Raw genomic sequence first — 21,188 nt, 5'->3', positions numbered from 1 at the left:
CCCAAAAAGGATTGCCAGTCTTTTTTGTTTGAGTGAATACCATTAAGAGGCGCGGGACGTACTTGTACGCTCAGTTACTTGCTCGTAGTCTTTTGCACTCATGATGGTTGCATCGCCTTTCATCATCCAGGTATAAACGGCAAGAGAAATCAACAAGCCGATCGTCCAGGCGTTATCCCAAATGATATGTAAACCTGGGATTAACTTGCTGATGAATGGAATGGCGATCCCGATGAGCATGGCCCAGATTGCCCTTGTATTAAATCCGGTTTTGTATGAATAAATACCGTTCGTTTTATAAAGCTCGGTTAAATGAATGCGTCTTTTCCGAACGAGCCAGTAGTCAGCGATCGCAATACCGTCTATCGGACCTAGCAATGCGCCATACGTCCCTAGCCACAGGAAAATATAATTTCCAAAGTTTTCGAGGATATACCAAGGCTGCATCAGCAAGGAAACTACCCCTGCAATTATGGCACCTGCTTCATAGGAGAGACGGCGTGGTGCAAGGTTTTCTACGGCTCTTGCAGGAGCGACGATATTTGCTGCCACGTTTGTAGTCAAGGTAGCGAGGATGATACCGATCGTTCCAAGGAAGATGGCAAGGGGAGAGAACTTCGCCAAAACAGCTGCAGGATCCCACAGGGCTTCTCCGAAAATCACGACGGTAGCGGAGGCGACGGCTACCCCGATGAAGGAAAAGCCTCCCATAGTGGTTGGCAAAGAAGCCGATTGTCCAACGATCTGAGCTTTCTGACTCTTGGCATAGCGGCAAAAGTCGGGAATATTCAGAGCCATGGTCGCCCAGAATGCGATTGCCCCTGTCAATGCCGGAAAAAATACTTTGAGAAAATCTCCCGTGGTAGTGAATTTGGAAGGAGCGGAAAGCATCGGACCCCATCCACCGGCTTTCGTCAGCGCCCAAACGAGGAGTGCAAGGCTCATGATGATCAAGATAGGTGCTGCCCAGGCTTCCATTTTTCTGATCGCTTCCGGCCCACGATAAGCGACGAACACATTCAGCAACCAAAAGCCAAAGAAGGCGATCCACAGATGTCCAGGAACGTTTGCCCAGCCTGTCATCGACATAAGTAGAGTGTCAATCGCAGCTCCCCCAAACCAACAGTTGATGCCGAACCAGCCGGCACCAATCAATCCGCGAGCAACTGCAGGAATGTGTGCTCCTTTTGAACCAAACCAAAGCCGTGCAAATACAGGATAGGGGATTCCAAACTTCGTTCCAGCGTGTGAGTTGAGGAGAATGGGGATAAGGACAATACAATTCCCAAGAATGATCGTCAAAATGGCTTGCCACCAGTTCATTCCGAGTGAAATCAAACCTGCTGCCATCGCATAGGTCGGCAAACAGATCGACATACCGATCCAAAGACTGGCGAAATTGTACGAAGTCCAAGTATGTTCAGCGGTAGTTGTGGGACGCAATCCTTCATTATAGAGCGGACTGTCTTTGATGAGGCTTTCGCCTTCATTTGTAAGGGTAACGATCCCGTTTGATTCCGTTTGCGTTTTCATTACGATCCCTCCTTTTCGTTCCGTATGTGTCTCGCATCCGGACAACTGCCCCAGTTTGTCTCGAATACAAGTTGTAACATTATATTGGAGGAGATAAGACCTAATTCCTCAATTTTGACAAAATTACGACAAGCTTTTAATAGAGGAAGAAGCAGCTTGACAGACATCTCTTCGCCCCTTATCATAGAAAAAATTTCTGGGAGCTGTACTGGCCATATCTGATGCCAGAACAGTAGAGGAGAGATGATGATGTTGCAAATCGCACCTGTTACATTGGAAGGCAAGCTCGTTCGTCTGGAGCCCATGAGTCCTGAGCATATCGATGGTTTATGGGAAGCCGGAAAGTTTGAACAAATCTGGAGTTATATGTCCATCGTGATGAATACGCCAGAGGATACGCGTTCATTTGTTGAACAGGCTTTGCAAAATCAACAGGAAGGGACCGAGCTTCCCTTTGTCATCATCAGCCAAGAGACGGGAAGAATCATTGGAAGCACGAGATTTTTAGGCATTTCTCGCAAAGATCGTGGATTGGAAATCGGTTTTACCTGGCTGACGCCATCCGTGTGGAAAACAGCTGTAAATACGGAGTGCAAATGGCTATTGCTTTGTTATTGCTTCGAAGAACTGGGATGTATTCGCGTACAGCTAAAGACGGATTCGCGCAATCTCAACTCTCAGCGGGCAATCAAGCGTATTGGCGGAACCTATGAAGGTATTTTGCGAAATCATATGGTCATGCGAGATGGATACATTCGTGATTCCGTTTACTTTAGCTTTATAGACAAAGAGTGGCAGGCTGCAAAGGAAAAACTGCAATTGTTGCTGTTTGGTGAATAAACGGCTCAAATGATTGTAGGTTGGAAGACAGGATGTGTACAATAGGGAAGAACTACGTAAGACCTATTTCTGAATGCAAGGAAAAGAGGATTATGTATGAGACTGCGTATCTTGCCGGCTGGCTACCTGCTTTTCGCCGGGGATCTGGTCGCCTTCCTGTTATTCGTATACTACGGAAAGTTGGCCCATCAATTGCCTGTTACATTTAGCGGGATGCTGGAAACATTGGCTCCCTTTTTGATTGGATGGCTTGTCGCGATGCTTTTATTTAGAAGCTACAGCCCACGTGCGTACAAAAGCGCAGGTCGCTTGTTACTTTCCACGCTATTGACATGGACAGTAGCGGCACCGATAGGACTCGTGCTGCGTTCTTGGTGGACAGGCGTTCCGATCACACTGCTATTTACCGCGGTTACTTACTTCATCACTCTCGCTTTTTTATTGGGGTGGCGTGTACCGTTTGCAATCGTCTTCGCACTGAAAAAGCGTAGCAGTCGCACTGTATTGTAAACCCGCAAAATAAAGAGTAAAGTGCCAGCAGTTGGTTACGCTATCCTGAGAGGGAGGTGGACCAATTGGGCAAAAATAACAACAGTAAGGATCTCGGGAAAAATCGTGGGAAAACGCTGGATCAGGGTGACCAGAATACGAATCTGCGACAATCCAACCACAATGATCGCAATGAAGGCACAAGCAAAAGCCGCTGATTTTTCAGCGGTTTTCTTTTTTCGTTTGGTCGCGATTCCATGAGGAAAAACGGCGACGATGAGATGGTTGTGATATAATAGGTTTTGTTTTTTAAGCGAGTGGAGGGGAATAGTGTGACGGAACCGATGCAAGATGTACAGCCAGTGACTTTGTCGTCACAGGCATTTTTAATATTGTGCCGTCTGTATGATGGATGCTACGACGAACTAAAGCAGAACGAACAGCTGAGTGAAATCGTCGAGTCGATCGCTGATATGCTTCTGGCTGGTGTAGAAACATTGGAAAAGCAAGAGACGAAGCCCAAAAATATTACATTTCCACTGACCATGCAGCAAACCTTTTTCTTGCGCAGATTAGTGGTGGAGCTATTAGCACATGCACCTCAGGGTGGAGAGGATAGAACAGCGGAGTGGTTGCAGGAATGCTTGACTGCCCTATCCGGAGGCGGTGTTTCATCGAATGCTCCGCTCTCCTGAATTGCATGTGATCACCAATGGGCGCCAAACTCTCGAACAAGTATTGGCTATGGCTGAAGCGGCCTTTTCCGGAGGGATGAGTTATTTACATATTCGCGAAAAGCAGCGGACAGCAAGAGAGTGCATGGATTGGGTAAAAGCGCTTTCCTCTGTCATTCCACTTGAATGTATCATCGTCAATGATCGTGTGGACGTGGCTGCAGCTAGTCAGTGTCGGGGCGCACACCTCGCATATCACAGTCTTGCACCATATGAGGCACGAAACGTCTTGAGAGAACAGCAATGGATTGGTAGATCTGTGCATTCCATCTCCGAAGCCGAGCAAGCTGTAAGCGATGGTGCTGACTATTTGCTTTACGGACATATTTTTCCAAGCGGCTCCAAGCCCGGTATCCCACCGAGAGGAACAGCAGAGCTTGCACAATTAACGGCACGTATGTCCATACCAGTTATTGGGCTTGGAGGTATTACACCAGAGCGAACCCATGAGGTTTTGGAGGCTGGCAGTGCTGGTATTGCTGTCTTGTCCGGTATTACGGATGCTCCGGATGTTAGGCATGCGACATTGGCGTATCGCGGCGCACTCAATCGTTGGGAGATGAGAGAAGGATGAGAAACAGGGATTTGTTACGAGAAAAAATGGGAGTATACTTCGTGATCGGGTCTCAGGATTGCGATTTTTCCTTTGAGCGTACCATAGAAATAGTACGCGAAGCATTGAAAGGCGGGGTGGGTACACTCCAGTTACGAGACAAAGGAAGCAAGCTTACGGCAGAAGAACGATCTGAGCTCGGACGTCAAATGCAAGCGTTGTGCCGCGAGTACGGTGCGTTATTCTTCGTAAATGATGATGTGGAAATGGCTGTGCGTCTTGGGGCAGATGGTGTCCATGTCGGCCAGGACGATATGCAGCTGCGTGCTGTAAGAGAAATCGTTGGGCCAGATATGTACATTGGTGTGTCGACTGCAACCGTAGAGGAGGCAGTAAATGCTCAAAAGGATGGCGCTGACTGCATCGGTGTAGGGGCTATGTTTGACACTTCATCAAAAGCAGATGCCGGGGAGCCCATTGGCCCAGCGGCGATCACCACGATTCGTAAGGCCGTCGGTAATGAACTGCCAATCGTAGGAATCGGCGGAATCACGCGAGAAAACGCTGTCCTCGTGATGCAAGCAGGAGCAGATGGAGTAGCTGTTATCAGCGCCATTAGCAGAGCGGAATCCCCAAAAGATGCGGCTGAAACCCTGCAGCAGATTGTACGATCTGTTTAGCACGGACAAGATAAAAAATACATATGGTAGTTTAATAAAACACTACCCTCGGATGATTTGGCGACAAAAGGAGGTGGAGCCGATGAAAAATCGGATTTACCGAATCGGATATGAATGGGTTAGTAAACGTGAATTGCTAGAACGCCTTTTAATGAAGGAATGTATATTGATCGAGCACAAACGGTTGCATCCAGCACCTGATGATCAAGATACGGAAGTCCCGCCAGAAGAAGAAGAACATGCTGTACTCATTCGCAGTCAAAGGCGTCCTGGTGAATGGGTCACCTTTAACGGGCTATACGAGATTCGTTCACGCGAGCCCATTCCGTGGATTGACTCTCCTCTGGAATACCACCAATTTGGCACTGAGCTCATTCCGGGAAATATTCGGAGGGAAAAGGCACCGCAGGGGCGAATTCCTGCACGGACCAAGCTGCAAATTGCATCCGTCAGACAGGATACGGTCTTCGTCACTGTCCCCGGCCATCCTTCGCGCCGATATGAAATGTCTTTGGCCCATGCCCGTTTTGCCAAGGACTATCCGACAGAATTGGAAATGACGCTTCAAGTTTACGCTTTTCCTCCCAGACACGATATTTTTGTTGACTGGTTGTTAAAAGAAGGGCGTAAAACGGGAATCATTACACGCCCCAATCAGGAGCGCGTGGAAAAATCAGCTTTTCAAGTCTGGGACGATCTGCGAAAAGAGTACGGTATCAGTGTAAGTGCCGCGCTACTTGCAATTAAGCAAGCACTAATCGTGCTGGATCGAGCGGGCGTAGAAACGGACTTCCCATATCCGGTTCAGGAGCGATCTGACTTATCACTGTTTAGCGATGCAGAGCGAGATGCGTTCTATTCCTTTCAATCGGTGAAATGTGCGATGGCAGCTGTAGCAGCACTGCTCACGACCGATCCCAAGGAGCCTCTGCAAGACATGCTTCTCATGGATATTATGCTCGAACAGCAAAGGAATCGCAGACGTGATTAATGCGTCTGCGTTTTTTGGTTTTCTCTCCAAAAGTTGTATAATGAATAGGTAAAACATTGGAGGGGACGTGACAGAATGTATGTATCAATGAACAGACTAACAGTACCTGCAGATTATCAATCACACTTGGAGCGCGCGTTTGGTGGCGGAGGCGAGAGAATGAAGGAAGTGCCTGGCTTCTTGGAATTTCTTTTCCTTGCACCAACAGAAGGCGATGAGTACATCGTTTTTACCAAGTGGACAGACGAAGAGGCGTTCAAAGCTTGGACCGAGAGTGAAGCGTTCAAGCGTGCACACGCAGGAACGAACCAAAACAGCCCTGTAAAATCTGACCTGCGCAACTACGCTGTAAAAGCTCATTCCTAAGAAGTAAGCACTTGTCCCTATGCGGGGCAGGTGCTTTTTTATACACTGGTCTAAACACTTCTCAAGTTTTAACAATCATTGAAGAATAAACATTTTTTAACATTTAGTTGACCAGTCATGATATGATTAGAGAAGTGACGTAAGCGCTTACGGATGTGTAAAAAATTTCATCTCCGTTTCAATCACATACTTTATGTATTCCAACGAAACAATGCAACTCCAACTCATTTTTCTTACATAAAAGGCATGATCTTCTGTTGGACTCGTCCGATCCGCTTTACTTCTTGATGTATTTACGTCCATAATAGAAGCAATACGATTACATACTTGGAAGAAAAAGCCTTATTGAAGCAAGATGAAAAAGGAGCCAGAGTGATTTGAAAAATCGAATACGAATGTATCTTACTCATTTGGCGTCTCCGCTAGCAATAGAAACGTTTTCTTGTCTTTCTGATGATTCGGATATCTCAGAATCCATTCTTGAAAAACGTGAAAATACCGAGGCGCTACTCGTTCAACTCATTCACAGATTGGCTGACATTGTGGAAACAGAGGATATCTCCTCTTTGGATCAAGAATATAGGAATTTTTCTCATAGCTGCTTCTCTGGTGATGTCAGGCTGACATGTGTATTGAAAAGTATTCGGACCTTAAGGGATATTATTGTTAAAAACTTAAACAGGGATAATTCCAAATTAGTGCAGTCAGATCTGGAGCAAAAAGAGTTTTTGTTAACTCAGTTGATTGTTTATAGAGCTGCTGATCATTTGATGAAGCGTGTCGAAGAAGACTTTCATCAGCTGGCACAAAAGAAAGCTTATGAGAACACCTCGAGGGTATTGTGGGATGACGAGTATAGTCATGTAGTAGCAGAGCAAGAGCTCGGTCACGTCGTGCTGCAATCAAGCGACATCGCGGTACTGATGATCAATCGGGACATGACTGTTATTGAAGCAAATGCCGCTCTTGCCAAGCTGCTCGGTGTAGAACGCGAGCAGGTGATCGGTAAAAATATTGATACGGCTTTCCGCCCGCATGACAGTGAGCGATTTATTCAGTGGGTGGTGGAAAAGGGGCAGTCTGGACATTATGTAGCTGAGTACAACGGAAAGTGGACAACGGTAAGTACAAGTCCCATTGTCTATAAGGGCGAGCTATGGGGTGCGATCGCTGTCCTGCGCAATGTGACAGAGAGCAAGCGTTACGAAGAGGAGCTCAGTAAACGAGAAGCGCTGGCTGCGGTTGGACAATTGGCAGCCGGTATGGCTCATGAGATTCGGAATCCGTTGACTTCTATTAAAGGATTTATTCAGTTAATCAGAGAGCAAGGCACGACAAGTCGAAATGATTCTTATTTTTCTGTCATTTTAACTGAAATTGAAAGAATAGATGGTCTTCTAAACGATGTTCTCGTTTTAGCCAGATACAGAGACGACAACATTGTCTCCGAGCGTTTTTTAGTGATGGACGAGTTGTACGGGGTTCTGCGTTTATTGGAGCCCGAGGCAAATCGACGCGGAATCAACTTGGAGCTGAAGATCGCCCAAGGAGAGTGGTTCGTATTCGGACATCGCTCTCGAATAAAGCAAGCCATTTTAAATATCTTGAAAAACTCGTTTGAAGCATTGCTTACCCAAGGAAATCTGGTAGTTGTCTCTGTGTTTTCCTCCATTAATGAAGTCGTGATTACTGTTGAGGATAACGGTCCCGGACTCTCCGAAATTAGTAAGCAAAACCTGTTTGTCCCTTTTTATACGACCAAGCAAGAAGGAACAGGGCTCGGATTGTCAACGACACAAAGGATCATCGTTGATCATGGCGGAGAAATTTTTGCAGACAACTCTCCAAAATTGCAGGGAGCACGTTTTGAAATTCGGTTACCGCTCGCCAGGCCTTGATGGGGATCAGAAGCATAGAGTGGATAAGTCTAAAGACGGAACTTGATGCCGTCTTTTTTTGTATGTTTGCTAGGAAAATGGTCCTGAACGAAAAAAAGTTGCAAGTCTTTCGGATCAATCTTTTTGTAACTTCTTGTCAAAGAGTGTCGCGCAGTGGAATAATTTACAAAAAGGCTGAACGGGAGTTGACATCATTGATCCGCTTGCTAAAAAAAGGAGAAAAGGAGTGGGGGTTTTGGGAAGCCTGGTATGAAGAAAAGGAAGCGCAGTACGCGGTTCATGTTGGAACAGTCGGGGTAAAAGGCGGCCAATATTCTGTTCTGACAGATCAGGCAGCAGGGAACTATCATCAAGCCTTGCAAGAATGGATCAATGAGATGAAGGAAGAGGGGTACGTCGAGGTTACAAAGGAAGACCTACAGCCTTTACACGTCCAATTTTTCCATTTGGATGCAGAGGACGTAGAAACCCGATATCGGATCGAGCAAATACTGGACACATGTTTGGGGACGACTGGCAATGGGCATTGTGATGGGGGAGATGACAGCCGGGGAGGACTCGTTTTCATTTGTCGTGTACTTCAAATCGAACAAGCTGTGGTCGACGTCAGACAAGCCCTCCGAGAGATATCCTTCTTTGAAGGAGTGAGTTTGTTTACTTTTCACGCAGACAATTCTTGTATGATACTGACATAGTACATATTGATCAGGTGTGTAATAATCAGACTATTTTACCAATTGGTGCCTCAAAGCTTTGGCTACGGCCTGCGTGCGATCTTCTACTCCCATTTTTTGTAAAATGCGATGGACATGAGTTTTTACGGTCCCTTCAGAAATGAACAGGTTTTGTGCAATCTGGTCGTTTCGATATCCGTAAGCGATTTGTTGCAAGACATCGAGTTCACGCTCTGTCAAGTCGTCCAATAATACAGGGTGAGTACTGCTTGTATCGGGTACGAACGTTCGCTGAGCTTGCAGTGCTTCTGCTAAGGCTTTGGCGGCTGTTACAGTGTGAAAAAGCGCCTCGCCCTGATAGGCACGACGAATCAGATCGAGCATTTCTTGGGAATCTGCATCCTTTAGCATATAACCAACTGCACCGGCACGGATTCCGTCTACCACGTAATTGTGGTTGTCAAACGTCGTAAGGATCAGGACCTTTATACTCGGGTGAAGCCGCATGATTTCACGGGTAGCATCAATTCCCGATTTATTTGGCATTTGCACGTCCATTAACACAACGTCCGGAGAGAGGACCCCGACCAGCTTGATTGCCTCATCTCCGTCGGATGCTTCCCCGATTACCTCCATATCCGACTGCATTTGTATTACATAACCGAGCCCTTGGCGAATCATGGTCTGGTCATCGACGAGGACCACACGAATGCTCTTGGGTTTTGTTGTTTCTGTCATGATCGCATGCTCCTTTCTTCACGTTAAGATTGTTCTAATGGAATAATGACATCTAGTTGAAATCCGTGCGGCTCACGGACAAAGTAGGCGAGGCTTCCGTTCAATTGACGAATACGCTCCGAGATACCGTTTAATCCAAAGCCCGGCTTGATGGTGGTATCCGTAGTAATATTTCCGTCATCGCGGATAGATAGAAACAAGGATTGATTCCGCTTCTCGATGACCACCTGAATCTCTTTGGCAGTAGAATGACGTAGGGAATTTGTAACCGCTTCCTGTAAAATCCGGTAAAAGGTAATCGTCAGCTCTTGGGATAAATGAATTTCTTGGTCTGACGAAATGAGCTCCATTCTGATACCAGTATGCTTCTCGGCTTGGGACAAAAGGGCACGAAGTGGAGTCAAGCCGATCGAGGTTTTATCCATGGCAAGCGTATGCACGGAAGAGCGAATCTCCTCCAGACTTTGCTTGGCAACACCCAGCATATTGCGCACTGCCTCTTGTGCATCCACAGGACCATCCTGAAGCATGTATTTCAAGGCGTGGAGCTGAACAATGAGCGAGGTGAGACTATGCCCCAAGGCATCATGGATATCCCGCGCGATTCTCGTACGCTCTTCCAAAACCGCCACTTGAAGAGTATGCAGGGTAGCCTCCTGCAGCTGACCATGTGCTTCTTGCAGCTCTATATGCGTTTTTTGCAGCTCTTCAAGATGCGTTTGATTCGTTTTGTAAGCCTCATTCTGTATGCGATATCCCCTGGCACCGATGTAGCAACCGACAAAGGTAAGGATGAAGGGGATAACGTGCGTGATTTTTAACAGTTCGTCGAAATACAAAAGTAGGGTAGTCGTAGCACAAAAAAAGGTAGCATACGCTAAGGAACGTCGACCATCAATATGAAATCCGATAAAAACAGCGAGCGGAAGTATCATACCGTAGCCATCTCCACCCGACCAAAGACCTTTTGCAATAGATAAAGAGCCGAGAAGGACTGTTACTAGCTCAAATTGGTAAGGCTTCCATTTCCTTTTCGACATCCAAAAGACGACAATATATAAAAAGCATAGTAAAATTGTAGTAGAAAATTGCAAAGGAGTTTCGCGCATAAACGCATCTGGTAGTAATGCTAACACAATCAGCACAGAAAACCAGATGATCAGTAAACGTTTTTGAATGGCTTTTACGCTCATTTTCAGCAAAGATATAGCCTTCTTTCTCCAGCAGTCGTTCGCTTAGTTTCATTTTAGCATGGGGTGTCGTCTATCTCTAGATAGATGATGCCCTTGTTGAAATCATCCAGATGATAGACTTTTCCTCCTGCTTCTATAGGTAAAATAAAGTAGGTAAATGGGCGAACTGTAAGGATGAGTCTGTGGTCATGAGTGAATGCAAGGGGAGGCTTTCATGAGAGAACTGATTCAGCTGGCAAAGCTTCAGAGGGAAGCGAGTGCCTTGTTTTCACTGCTTTCAAAGAAGATTTTGGACACAAGAGATGTTACCTGGCAGCAGGTTCTGATCTTGGAGCATATTGAAGACGGTCCAAAAACGATGGGTGACATAAGCAAGGCTGTCGATCTTTCATACAGTACAACTTCTGGGTTGATCAACAGGCTGGAGCAGGAAGGACTGGTACGCAGGTTTCGGGATCAAACGGATCGCAGGATTGTGTGGGTTTCGTTGACCGAGCGGATATTTGACCAGGAGGGGATGGAGTTAGATGATCCTAAGACAATCTCATCTCTTCACGCTTTACATGAGTCGTTTGCGCCAAAGAGAGAATTAACAAGCTGATTCATTCAAACAGCAATGGCTTTGTCTTGCATTTGATTAACAGATAAAGCCAAGTTTTAAGAAAACCTCTATCGAGGCTTCCTCAAGGAGGAGCGACCGCGTTTAGCGGAGAGTTGTCATGCGCTCCAGAATTTATAAGCTTCGTGCTTATAAATTCTTATACGTTCAAAAAAAAGAGGTGAGTGGATTGAACTTTTCAGAACTATCGATTAAACGGCCAGTTACAATGATCATGCTTACTCTGGCAATGATTATTTTTGGCTTTGTTTCTCTCCCTCGCTTGGCGATCGATTTGATGCCGGAACTGAATTTCCCGGTAGCCGTTGTGGTTACATCCGTTGACGGCGGATCTCCGAGTGAAGTAGAAAAACTGGTTACGAAACCGATTGAGAATGCCTTAGGTACAGTATCTGATCTGGACAGCATCTCCTCGGTGTCCATTGAAGGTGCTTCTCAAGTTATCCTCATGTTTAACTGGGGAACGGATTTGGACCAAGCTACACTTGATATTCGCGAAAAAGTAGACCAGGTTCGAGGGGCTTTGCCTGATTCAGCTAGGGCGCCGCGCGTTCTGCGTATTGACCCGAACAGCCAACCAATCATTCAGTTTGCTGTAACAGGGGATCAGGATATCAACCGATTAAAAGAGTTGACTGAGGATCTGATTCAATCCCGTCTGGAGCGCATTGATGGCGTTGCAGCGGCTTCGATCAGTGGCGGTCAGGATCGGGTAGTAAATATCGTGGTGGATCCAGCCAAGCTGGCAGCTTACGGGCTATCGCTTGATCAGCTGCAGCAGGCATTGTCCACGAGTAACCTTTCCGGGTCAGCAGGGGCTGTCAGGGAAGGGGATGAAAAGCTTAATATTCGTGTACAAGGGGAATTTGCGAATGTAGACCAAATCGCCTTGACCCCGATTAACGTAGGCGGCAATTCCATTCGTCTCAGCGATGTAGCAGAAGTACAGGATACACGCGAAGAGATTACTCAGCTCAGCTATATTAACGGCAAGCCTAGCTTGGGAATTTCCATTACGAAAGCCTCTGGCGGAAATACAATCGAAGTTGCCGACGGCGTGAAAAAAGAGCTGGAGAAGATCAAGAAGGATCTGCCAGATAATATGCAGATTACAACTACGCTCGATACTTCGACCTATATCAAAGATTCGATCTATACAACTGCTGAACATGCCCTGTTGGGTGGTTTAGTTGGTGTAATCTTGCTGTTCTTCTTCCTCGGCAGCTTGCAATCCATGCTGATTGCGATCATCGTTTTGCCGGTTTCGATTATTGCTACATTCCTTTTGATGTACATGACGGGACAAACGATCAACCTGATTTCCCTTTCAGGTTTGACGTTGGGGTTAGGTTCACTGATTGACTTCGCCGTTGTAATGCTGGAGAACATTTTCCGCCAGCGCGAGCAAGGCAAAGGCATGATGGAAGCAGCATTGGTCGGCTCAAAAGAAGTTGGGACGGCGGTTATGGCGTCAGCGCTTGCGCAAATTTGCGTATTCTTGCCGATTGCTTTGACAGAAGGTATCGCTTCCGAGCTGTTTGGACCTTTGGCGTTGACGGTAGTTTACTCCCATATCGCAGCGCTCGTATTCTCGATCTTGCTGGTACCGATGCTCAGCTCACGGATTTTGAAAAAGGTACCGAATCATTCCAACCATGAAAATTACAGAGGAATTAATCCGGTTACTTGGTTCAACATCGGATTCGGCAAAGTGGAGAAGGGTTATCACAGACTGCTGAAATGGGCGTTGGGTCATCGTAAAACCGTTATGAGTTCGGCGATCATCATGATGATTGGTTCGTTGATGCTTATCCCAATGATTGGTGCGGAGTTTATTCCGAGCATGGACCAAGGACAAGTTAGCGTCTCTATTAAAATGCCGAATGGTACTGTCCTCGCTGAAACCGAGAAGGTCGCGAAGCAGGTAGAGGACATCGTAAACACCGTTCCTGAAAAAGATATTGTTTCTACCTCGATTGGTAGCAATGGTTCTCCAATCGCGAGTACCTTGTCTTCCAATCAAGCAAACATTACGCTGATATTGGTGGATGTGACACAACGGACGCGTTCTTCCGATGAGATCGTAATGGACTTGCAAAAGCAATTGGAGCCAATCGCAGGACCAGAAATTAAAGTTAGCGCCGCTCAAGGGATGTCGACAGGATCTCCAATTGAAATGACTGTTCGCGGAGATGACCTGGATGTACTCAAAGACATTAGTAGCATTATTAAAGGTGAAGTAGAAAGCGTACCGGGAACCAGCAATGTTTCGACCAGCATGGAGGAATCCAGACAGGAATTCGAAGTGAAGGTAAATGCGGAGAAAGCAGGTCTGTACGGCTTGTCTACAGGACAAATTCTCTCCAGTGTACGTACTTCTTTCCAAGGTCAAACGGTAACGAAGTACCGCACAGGTGATGATGAGATTGACATTAAACTCAAACTGCCTGAAAATTATCAGGAAGATATCAATTACTTGAACAACTTGCGTATTTCCGCACCTGGTGGAGCGCAGATCGCTTTAAGCTCAGTTGCGACCATTAGCAGAGTGGATGTTCCGCTGACGATCAATCGTTCGAACCTGACGCGCGAAGTGAAAGTGACGAGCGATCTGGCAGGACGCGATCTTAATTCCGTATCCAAGGATATTCAAGCCAAAATCGATAAACTAAACCTTCCAGACGGATATAAGGTTCAATTTGGAGGACAAAGTGAGGATATGGCCGAGTCATTTGGTAGTCTTGGTCTAGCTATTATCCTCTCGGTCGTTTTGCTTTACATGGTAATGGCTGCACAGTTTGAATCTCTCTACAGTCCATTTATCATTATGTTCTCGGTTCCACCTACCATCACAGGCGTACTCCTGGGACTGCTTGTGACTGGAACGACAATCAGCGTATCGGTGTTTATCGGGTATATTCTATTGATTGGTCTGGTTGTGAATAACGCGATCGTACTGATCGACTATGTAAACCAATTACGTGCAAAAGGTTGGGAGCTGCACGACGCGATTCTTCATGCTGGACCGATTCGTCTGCGTCCGATTTTGATGACGACACTCACTACGATTCTGGCGATTGGACCACTCGCATTTGCAGGCGGTTCCGGTACAGAAACACAGGCGCCAATGGCTGTTACCGTTATTTTCGGTCTGAGCTTTGCTACTTTGATTACGTTGGTGCTGGTGCCAGTAGTGGCTTCGTGGTTTGATGACATGGGCAAGAAGTCTCGTTTGAGAAAGCAAAAAAGGAAAGAGAAAAAAGCAGAGAAAAAAGCAAAGAAAATCGCTCCCGCTTTGGAATCGTAAGACGTTTGTGGGATAAGGAGGGACAGTTTTATGAACATAAGTAAAAAACCCGTCATTTTGGCGTTACTCGCCATTACATTGGTGGCAGGGTGCTCCAACCCGCAAGCGGCAACCCCGCCTACGGAAAATGTGGAGACTGTAACACCCGTACAGGTAGAGACAGTAAAGACAGGGACAGTGAGCTCAGAAGCTGGAATCAGCGCCAAGCTTGCTCCGAGTGAAGAGGTTCAGGTTTCACCAAAAATGGGTGGAAAGATCACGTCACTACCTGTAAAGCTTGGACAACATGTGGAGAAAGGGCAGCTGCTGTTTAAGCTGGATGAAACCGAGCTGCAAAATACAGTAAGGCAGGCTGAAGCTGCACTGCGTGTAGCTCAAGCAAGCCTTAACCAAACAGGCAGCACCTCTGATCAAGGGCTGGTTCAGGCGAAAAATGGTTTGAAACAGGCGGAGACAGCGTTGGCAGATGCCAAGGTTAATCAGCAGCGTATGCAACAGCTGTTTAACCAGGGAGCTATTTCTGCTCAACAAATGGAGCAAGCAAACTCCCAGCTCACAACCGCTCAAACCTCTTATGAAAATGCCCAGCAGTCTTTGCAAGCTGCAGGGCAAAAAACAGGTCTGCAAGTATCTGAGGCATCTGTAAACCAATCGGCTGTAAGCTTGGCAAACGCACGCGAGCAGTTGGCAAATGCAACGGTAACAGCTCCGATCAGTGGGTTTGTTTCCAGCGTATCTGGTGCAGTGGGACAAATGTCCGGACAACAGCCTGTTGTTGTGATTGTGAATACCAATCCACTTTTAGTAAAAGCCAACTTGTCGGAAGCTGATATCACAAAGGTGAAGGTTGGTACAGTCGTTAAGGTGAATGTACAATCTACAGATAAAACGATCGAAGCAAAAGTAACGGCTGTCAGTCCCGTTATGGATTCCCAGTTAAAAGCGTATCCGATCGAAATTACGATTCCGAACCCGTCTAACGAGCTGAAGTCAGATATGGTAGTCAATGTAACATTCCCATCGACGACATCAGAATCAAGCAATGCAATTGTTATTTCACGCAAAGCTGTCTTTGATCGCGATGGAAAACGTTACGTCTTTAAGCTGGAGGGAGAGATTGCCAAGCTGACAGAAGTAACAACCGGTAAATCTTCTAGTGATTCGATTGAAATTACGAATGGACTCTCCGCAGGGGATCAGATCGTAGTAAAAGGTCAAACGCTCTTGCAGGATGGAAGCAAAACCAGTATCCAAAAGTAAGCAAATTGGCCAGTTCGAATATAGGAAAAGGGGCGGGGATTCTTTCCGCCTCTTTTTTATGCTCTCTTATGCTTGCCAAGCCTCAGATATCTCGTAAATGCAGAAAGTACTTTTACGAAGGTTACATAATAAATATTACGTAAACTAAATTGTCACGGATTTAAGACAAAGTGTCGGTGCTACTTTTGAAGTAGGGCAAGTTTCGATACAATAAGGAATATAGTGGATGAAACAATACGTCGGAGGTAATTATGACTGGAAACCTTTCCGTTTTTCTGGCTTTTGCAGCAGGCTTTCTCTCGTTTATCTCCCCATGCTGCTTGCCGTTGTATCCCTCTTTCTTGTCATATATCACGGGAGTGACCGTGGATGAAGTGAAGAAGGGAAGAGCTGTCTTTCAGAAACAAGCTCTCTTACATACGTTGTTTTTTATTGTAGGATTTTCCATTATCTTCATTGCATTAGGATTATCCACCTCGTGGATTGGCAGCTTGTTTGTCAATCAAAAGGACCTGATTCGCCAGTTAGGGGGAATTTTGCTGGTGATTATCGGTCTGGTTATGCTGCAAGTATTTAAAATGGATTGGATGATGCGTTCGTTCAAAGTCGATTTAAAATCTCGCCCATTAGGGTATACTGGGTCCATACTGGTTGGAATGACCTATGCAGCTGGCTGGACGCCTTGTGTTGGTCCCATTCTTTCCGGCATCATTGTCATGGGTGTGACGGATCCATCGCGTGCATTAACCTATACACTTGCGTACACACTAGGTTTTGCCATCCCGTTTTTCGTGATGACATTTTTCATCAGCAAGATCAGTGCGATCGTCAAGTATTCTGACCAGTTCATGAAGGTTGGCGGAGGGATCATGATTTTGTTTGGAGTACTCTTGTATACAGACAAACTGACTGATATCACCCGCGTGTTAATTCAATTATTCGGTGGCTTTACAGGATTTTAAGCAAGTAAAGCAGAGGTGACGACATGAAAAAGCTGTTGCTGGCAGCGCTGGTGGCTGTGGGTGTCGGATATGCTATCTGGGACCATCCACAGGAATCGGCAGCAGTCGTAGCAGATGTACAAAAGCCTGAGGTAGGATTTTCGGCTCCTCATTTTACGCTGACTGGTTTAGATAACCAAACCTACAAAGTGGAGGGAAAACGCAATAAGCCTGTGATCCTGAACTTCTGGGCTTCGTGGTGTGGTCCGTGCCGTATGGAGGCACCTGATTTGCAGAAGATCTATGAAAAGTACGGTGGACAGGTCGATCTGTATGGGGTTAATGTGACGAGTAACGATAGTCCTGAAGCTGCCACGGCTTTTGTACAGTCGTATAAGCTCACATTTCCTATCCCGATGGATGTGGCAGGAACCGTGTCAAACCGATACTTGATCCAGGCATTTCCTACCACTTATCTGATTGACACAAATGGTGTCGTTCGCAAAAAAATTATCGGAATGATTGATGCATCCACGCTAGAATTGGAAATTCGCAAGCTGCTGACGGAAAAGCCTGCTTCTTAAATGTGAAGAAGTCACCGGAAATCGTTTCTGGGTGGCTTTTTTTCTTGTCTACTCGTTTGCCCAAGGCCCATTTTCCGCTAAATCCCGGGTTTTGTATGTTTGCCTAAAGAGTGGGGTTATTCTCCTTCATAGACTGGAGTGAACCAGGGCAAAGGGAGGGAAACGGATGGCCAAGTCGAAAAAGGCGAAGAAGAAAAGTACGAAACAGCATCCGAATCAACAAAATTTAAAAATCGTAACATCATCTACTTGTCAAGTATGCAAGCAACAATGTGGGCGGGGGTTGGCGTATCTGGACCAAATGTCCCAGCCCGGTAAAATCGGATTCGGTGTTCCTTGTATCCTCACGAAGAAACAAACATAGCTTTGTTATCGGGAAGCAGCTGACAGCCCGATATTGAGGATAATCTCTCTGGCCATGGGATAGAGAGATTATTCATTTTTGTTCTTCTTGGGAGAACCGTAGAAAGGATTGAGGCGGGACAGGTGGAATAGTGAATAGGGAAGTGGAAGGAGAGAGGAGGCAAAGCATTTTGGACAAGCTAAAAGCGGCCCTGCGCGAGGCATACGGTCTTCATGCCCAACAAGTGGAACGGATTGCTTACGGATTATGGGAAGAAAGCTTTTCCGTTTGGACGAGGGAGAAACGGTACTACGTAAAACGTTTTTATGCAAAATGGCGGTTGCAAACACGCTATCCGGACATGCTGAAAGGGCTGGCATTAAGCCAAGAGCTACGTCAAAAAGGTTTTCCTGCACCGGCATTGATATTTACTTTAGATAAAGATTGGCTAGCAAACGTAGATAGAGAAACGTATCAGGTCAATGAATGGGTGGACGGATGTTGTTACCATCCCGGGGAGCTACAGGAAGATGAGGCGCGAGCCATGGGAGGTCTTTTGGCAAGGTTTCACTGTCAATTTGAAAGAGCTGAACCGTCTGCTAAAACGTTTCCATATGTTACTCCTGCGGCAGCTATACATACTTGTGAGGAGTTGCTCCTTCGCTACGAAAGTGTAAGGGGTGCCTTTCCTTCCTATGTGCGCTCCCTGCTAGCACAACAAATCCTTTTATTGAAATCATTGCCTTCAGACTTTACCGTGAACTTGCCTGCTGCAACTCTATCTGGCCCATGCTTTCATTCGTTTTGGGTAGAGCAAGTTATTTTTCAGCCAAACGGTCAAATCGCTGCACTTGTAGATTGGACAGATGGAGCAGGGAAACCGGGCTTGTGGGCACAGGATATTGTGACTGGCATCCATTTATCGGCTCTCAATGAGACTGCGATCATCGCGTTTTGTTCAGGATATCAAGATGAGAACCGATTGCCTTTGAATGAATGGAAAGCGGTTTTCGCCATGCTATGCTACGGGCATGTAGCCTCTACGAATTTTTTGGACAGCTGGCTGGTGAAGCATAATCGCCGGATGGAGCATTGGGAGAAGATCGCTAAAGAATGGACCTGCATAGTCCCACAGCGATTTGTTCGTTGGAGAGAACTCGAAGAAAAGGTGCTGGATGCGCTTTTTGTCCAAGTGGATGACCTAAGCTACTAACGTCCAATACACAAGTAAATAAAAAGACCGCTCTATGGCAGGTTTATGGGCCATGTATTATACTGGAGAGACGGAAATTTGAATGAGAAAGGAGCCAACTCATGCGCCCATTACAAATTTCACCTGATACGGCTGTTAAGCTGGCAGAAGCTCTCAACGTTCCTTTGGAGCGTCTCATGCATATGCCACAGCATATTCTCCTGCAAAAAATGATGGAGCTTGCCAAACAGGAGCAAGAAACAGCCGAAGGGGATTCATCAGACAATCAAGAATAAAACGTGGGGAGAAACCGTAGATACCATACATAAATAGGAGGTTGGCTTATGTCAACGAATGTGGCTCACAAATTTCGAACCGGATTAAAACCACAAGCTTTTGTGGACGGCATGACGAAAAATCAGGAAGCATACCAAAAATGGTCGGATGCGTTTACGTGGACAAACGAAGCGGACCGGGAGTTTTTCGCTTCTCTCGCTCATCGGGATGACCTGCGCTGCTTGATTCTGGCTGCTGATTGGTGCGGTGATGTTATACGTAATCTGCCAGTTGTGCTGCATGCATTAAAAGATACTGAGATGCCTGTCGAGATTTTTGTCATGGAAGATCATTTGGACCTGATGGATGAATTTTTGACGATGGGCGGTCGGGCGATCCCTGTTGTCATTTTTGCTGATACAGGTGGGCACGTACTTGCCAAATGGGGACCACGTCCAAAGCATGTACAAGAGGTGATGATTGCTTTCAAACAGCAAAACCCTGATCGCAATGCACCTGATTATGAAGAAAAAATCAAAGTAGCACGCGCTGAAATGCTGGAACAATACGGCGAAGGCACAGGCTATCAAGCTGTCATTGTAAGTGAGCTACGCGAATTGCTTTCCTCGATCTAAATTTATTAAAAAAGTGGGCGGAGCAGAGTCTCCGTCCGTTTTGTTGTACGGACCACAAGTTGTGAAGGAAAGGTTGAGAAGCATGCATTACTATGGAAACGAAACGATCATGTCCTTGGAGCAAGTACTGCGATTAAAAGCATCGGAAGTTCGCATTTTAGAGTGGGTACGTACGTATGAGTTTTTGGAAAACAGCTATGGCATCGATGAGTCTGTACCTTACTTTTTGGAGATAAAATGCGAGTCGGAAGCAGTGCGAATCAGAAAAAACCGCATACTGGAATTTCCAGAATTCTCCTGTGAGGAAGAGCGGTGTTTTCCCGATGTTGAGCAAGCAATTGGTGTCTTTCATGGATGGGCACAGGAAATTTTGAATAAACGTGCGAAGGAATAGACGGATTTCGTAGATTCTATTGACGCAATAAGCCAATCATGATAAATTAAAAGACGTCGCTTCTCACAGGTTGCGACCTCGCATGATTAGCTTGGGGAGATAGTGAAGTGGCTAAACACGGCAGACTGTAAATCTGCTCCCTCCGGGTTCGGCGGTTCGAATCCGTCTCTCCCCACCATTGATTTTCTATGAAAATTGTGCTAGACTAGCTTTACAAAATGCCGGTGTGGCGGAATGGCAGACGCGCGCGACTCAAAATCGTGAGGGAAACCGTGGGGGTTCAAGTCCCTTCACCGGCACCATATTAATAAGCAAAGCTCATTAGAGATATTCTCTATTGAGCTTTTTTGTATTTTCAAGACTTTTTAGCTGTATTCGAGTAACGAGGTGTTTCATTTTATATTGCATCGTAATCTACTGTTTGAACAGGATTCGTGGTACCTACGATCATTAGGACCGTGGTCTATTTTAATGGGAATTAATCGAATCGGAATCGGAGTAAGTTCGAGCAAGGACGCGATTGTGCGAAAATATGTATTATGATCAGAGATTAAGGCAGTTGGAATGAGGAAAGACCATATTAGGAGGTAACGGCATGACACAAGAATTGGAGCTATAGGGTCTGTCAAGATTTTTGTGTAAACTCAATCAACCGATATATGAAAAGGTTTCATCCCCCTAATTAGGACATCTTTTTTGGAGCCAACAGGGTCAAGGGCGTAAGGCGAAGCGAACCCTTGCCGCGTTGGTGTAGAGAAAGACAATCCCTTCGGGGATGAAGCCTTCCTTTTTTTAGCGGATGTGTGGTCGTACGCGCTCCTCAAAGAAAACAGACAACTGCATGAGAATCTGTCCCCAATTGTGGACTCGGCCCGTCCATTTTCGTAAGACATCCATGGTTACGAGATATAACATCTTAAGAAGGGCATCGTCTGTGGGAAACATGGC

Annotated in this window: 23 protein-coding genes, 2 tRNA genes and 1 pseudogene; 22 read left to right on the top strand and 4 right to left on the bottom strand. The window is 46.1% G+C overall.

All coding sequences use genetic code 11. The annotated features are described in order from the left end of the window. Window positions 1–42 precede the first annotated feature (42 nt). Window positions 43–1,533 (bottom strand): NCS1 family nucleobase:cation symporter-1, encoded by a 1,491-nt coding sequence (locus SB752_RS17730; protein WP_410716934.1) that lies wholly within the window; start codon window positions 1,531–1,533, stop codon window positions 43–45. A 249-nt stretch (window positions 1,534–1,782) separates the two neighbouring features. Between SB752_RS17730 and SB752_RS17725 the strand changes: the two genes are divergently transcribed. The 10 genes from SB752_RS17725 to SB752_RS17680 all read left to right on the top strand — a co-directional run bounded on the left by SB752_RS17725 (window position 1,783) and on the right by SB752_RS17680 (window position 8,779). Next, window positions 1,783–2,373, top strand: coding sequence for a GNAT family N-acetyltransferase (locus tag SB752_RS17725; RefSeq protein WP_410717178.1), 591 nt, complete (start codon window positions 1,783–1,785; stop codon window positions 2,371–2,373). Window positions 2,374–2,469: 96 nt separating this feature from the next. Beyond that, window positions 2,470–2,883 carry a DUF3054 domain-containing protein gene (locus SB752_RS17720; RefSeq protein WP_410716933.1) on the top strand — a complete coding sequence of 138 codons (414 nt, stop codon included), beginning with the start codon at window positions 2,470–2,472 and terminating at the stop codon, window positions 2,881–2,883. Between the two features lie 65 nt (window positions 2,884–2,948). Next, window positions 2,949–3,080 carry a hypothetical protein gene (locus SB752_RS17715; RefSeq protein ID WP_268811882.1) on the top strand — a complete coding sequence of 44 codons (132 nt, stop codon included), beginning with the start codon at window positions 2,949–2,951 and terminating at the stop codon, window positions 3,078–3,080. 114 nt (window positions 3,081–3,194) lie between these two features. Beyond that, complete coding sequence (locus SB752_RS17710) at window positions 3,195–3,557, top strand: hypothetical protein (RefSeq protein ID WP_410716932.1); 363 nt, start codon at window positions 3,195–3,197, stop codon at window positions 3,555–3,557. Continuing rightward, complete coding sequence (locus SB752_RS17705) at window positions 3,541–4,170, top strand: thiamine phosphate synthase (RefSeq protein ID WP_410716931.1); 630 nt, start codon at window positions 3,541–3,543, stop codon at window positions 4,168–4,170. The genes SB752_RS17710 and SB752_RS17705 overlap by 17 nt, the downstream gene beginning before the upstream one ends. Then, window positions 4,167–4,829 carry a thiamine phosphate synthase gene (gene thiE, locus SB752_RS17700; RefSeq protein WP_410716930.1) on the top strand — a complete coding sequence of 221 codons (663 nt, stop codon included), beginning with the start codon at window positions 4,167–4,169 and terminating at the stop codon, window positions 4,827–4,829. Before SB752_RS17705 ends, thiE begins: the two co-directional genes overlap by 4 nt. Window positions 4,830–4,911: 82 nt before the next feature. After that, window positions 4,912–5,820 carry a hypothetical protein gene (locus SB752_RS17695; RefSeq protein WP_410716929.1) on the top strand — a complete coding sequence of 303 codons (909 nt, stop codon included), beginning with the start codon at window positions 4,912–4,914 and terminating at the stop codon, window positions 5,818–5,820. 75 nt (window positions 5,821–5,895) lie between these two features. Next, a complete protein-coding gene (locus tag SB752_RS17690) occupies window positions 5,896–6,186 on the top strand; it encodes an antibiotic biosynthesis monooxygenase family protein (protein WP_103106150.1) in 291 nt (96 codons plus the stop codon). A 698-nt stretch (window positions 6,187–6,884) separates the two neighbouring features. Further along, on the top strand, window positions 6,885–8,084 hold the full coding sequence (locus SB752_RS17685) for a two-component system sensor histidine kinase NtrB (protein ID WP_410716928.1): 1,200 nt from the start codon (window positions 6,885–6,887) through the stop codon (window positions 8,082–8,084). A 194-nt stretch (window positions 8,085–8,278) separates the two neighbouring features. Next, on the top strand, window positions 8,279–8,779 hold the full coding sequence (locus tag SB752_RS17680) for a hypothetical protein (RefSeq protein WP_410716927.1): 501 nt from the start codon (window positions 8,279–8,281) through the stop codon (window positions 8,777–8,779). 30 nt (window positions 8,780–8,809) lie between these two features. On the opposite strand, the gene SB752_RS17675 is transcribed toward SB752_RS17680, so the two are convergent. Together SB752_RS17675 and SB752_RS17670 are read right to left on the bottom strand one after the other, a co-directional pair. Further along, a complete protein-coding gene (locus tag SB752_RS17675; protein ID WP_410716926.1) occupies window positions 8,810–9,496 on the bottom strand; it encodes a response regulator in 687 nt (228 codons plus the stop codon). A 23-nt stretch (window positions 9,497–9,519) separates the two neighbouring features. Continuing rightward, window positions 9,520–10,689, bottom strand: a complete 1,170-nt coding sequence (locus SB752_RS17670; RefSeq protein WP_410717177.1) for a sensor histidine kinase — start codon at window positions 10,687–10,689, stop codon at window positions 9,520–9,522. A gap of 214 nt (window positions 10,690–10,903) precedes the next feature. Between SB752_RS17670 and SB752_RS17665 the strand changes: the two genes are divergently transcribed. The 12 genes from SB752_RS17665 (at window position 10,904) to SB752_RS17610 (ending at window position 20,542) form a co-directional block, all read left to right on the top strand. Next, window positions 10,904–11,290 carry a MarR family winged helix-turn-helix transcriptional regulator gene (locus tag SB752_RS17665; protein WP_410716925.1) on the top strand — a complete coding sequence of 129 codons (387 nt, stop codon included), beginning with the start codon at window positions 10,904–10,906 and terminating at the stop codon, window positions 11,288–11,290. Window positions 11,291–11,477: 187 nt separating this feature from the next. Beyond that, entirely contained in the window at window positions 11,478–14,615 is a 3,138-nt protein-coding gene (locus tag SB752_RS17660) for an efflux RND transporter permease subunit (protein WP_410716924.1), read from the top strand. A gap of 30 nt (window positions 14,616–14,645) precedes the next feature. Next, window positions 14,646–15,875, top strand: coding sequence for an efflux RND transporter periplasmic adaptor subunit (locus SB752_RS17655; protein ID WP_410716923.1), 1,230 nt, complete (start codon window positions 14,646–14,648; stop codon window positions 15,873–15,875). A gap of 251 nt (window positions 15,876–16,126) precedes the next feature. Beyond that, window positions 16,127–16,837: a cytochrome c biogenesis CcdA family protein gene (locus SB752_RS17650; protein WP_049739254.1), complete on the top strand. Its 711-nt coding sequence runs from the start codon at window positions 16,127–16,129 to the stop codon at window positions 16,835–16,837. A 23-nt stretch (window positions 16,838–16,860) separates the two neighbouring features. Further along, complete coding sequence (locus SB752_RS17645; RefSeq protein ID WP_410716922.1) at window positions 16,861–17,400, top strand: TlpA family protein disulfide reductase; 540 nt, start codon at window positions 16,861–16,863, stop codon at window positions 17,398–17,400. A 166-nt stretch (window positions 17,401–17,566) separates the two neighbouring features. Beyond that, entirely contained in the window at window positions 17,567–17,764 is a 198-nt protein-coding gene (locus SB752_RS17640; RefSeq protein WP_410716921.1) for a hypothetical protein, read from the top strand. Between the two features lie 169 nt (window positions 17,765–17,933). Continuing rightward, entirely contained in the window at window positions 17,934–18,956 is a 1,023-nt protein-coding gene (locus SB752_RS17635) for a phosphotransferase enzyme family protein (RefSeq protein ID WP_410716920.1), read from the top strand. 101 nt (window positions 18,957–19,057) lie between these two features. Continuing rightward, window positions 19,058–19,231: a YycC family protein gene (locus SB752_RS17630; protein WP_410716919.1), complete on the top strand. Its 174-nt coding sequence runs from the start codon at window positions 19,058–19,060 to the stop codon at window positions 19,229–19,231. A gap of 48 nt (window positions 19,232–19,279) precedes the next feature. Next, entirely contained in the window at window positions 19,280–19,846 is a 567-nt protein-coding gene (locus SB752_RS17625; RefSeq protein ID WP_410716918.1) for a thioredoxin family protein, read from the top strand. A gap of 82 nt (window positions 19,847–19,928) precedes the next feature. Next, window positions 19,929–20,240, top strand: a complete 312-nt coding sequence (locus SB752_RS17620; RefSeq protein ID WP_410716917.1) for a hypothetical protein — start codon at window positions 19,929–19,931, stop codon at window positions 20,238–20,240. A gap of 93 nt (window positions 20,241–20,333) precedes the next feature. After that, window positions 20,334–20,418: transfer RNA gene (locus tag SB752_RS17615), tRNA-Tyr, on the top strand. 42 nt (window positions 20,419–20,460) lie between these two features. Beyond that, a tRNA-Leu gene (locus tag SB752_RS17610) sits at window positions 20,461–20,542 on the top strand. Between the two features lie 490 nt (window positions 20,543–21,032). Here the strand turns inward: SB752_RS17610 and SB752_RS33530 are convergent. Further along, window positions 21,033–21,188 (bottom strand): annotated as a pseudogene (locus SB752_RS33530) (IS256 family transposase); the annotation flags it as partial.

The organism is Brevibacillus sp. SIMBA_040 (genome assembly GCF_046535075.1).
In the GTDB taxonomy this organism is placed as follows: Bacteria; Bacillota; Bacilli; order Brevibacillales; family Brevibacillaceae; genus Brevibacillus.
The sequence above is the reverse complement of the archived record's forward strand: the minus strand, read 5'-3'. Positions and strand labels throughout refer to the sequence as shown.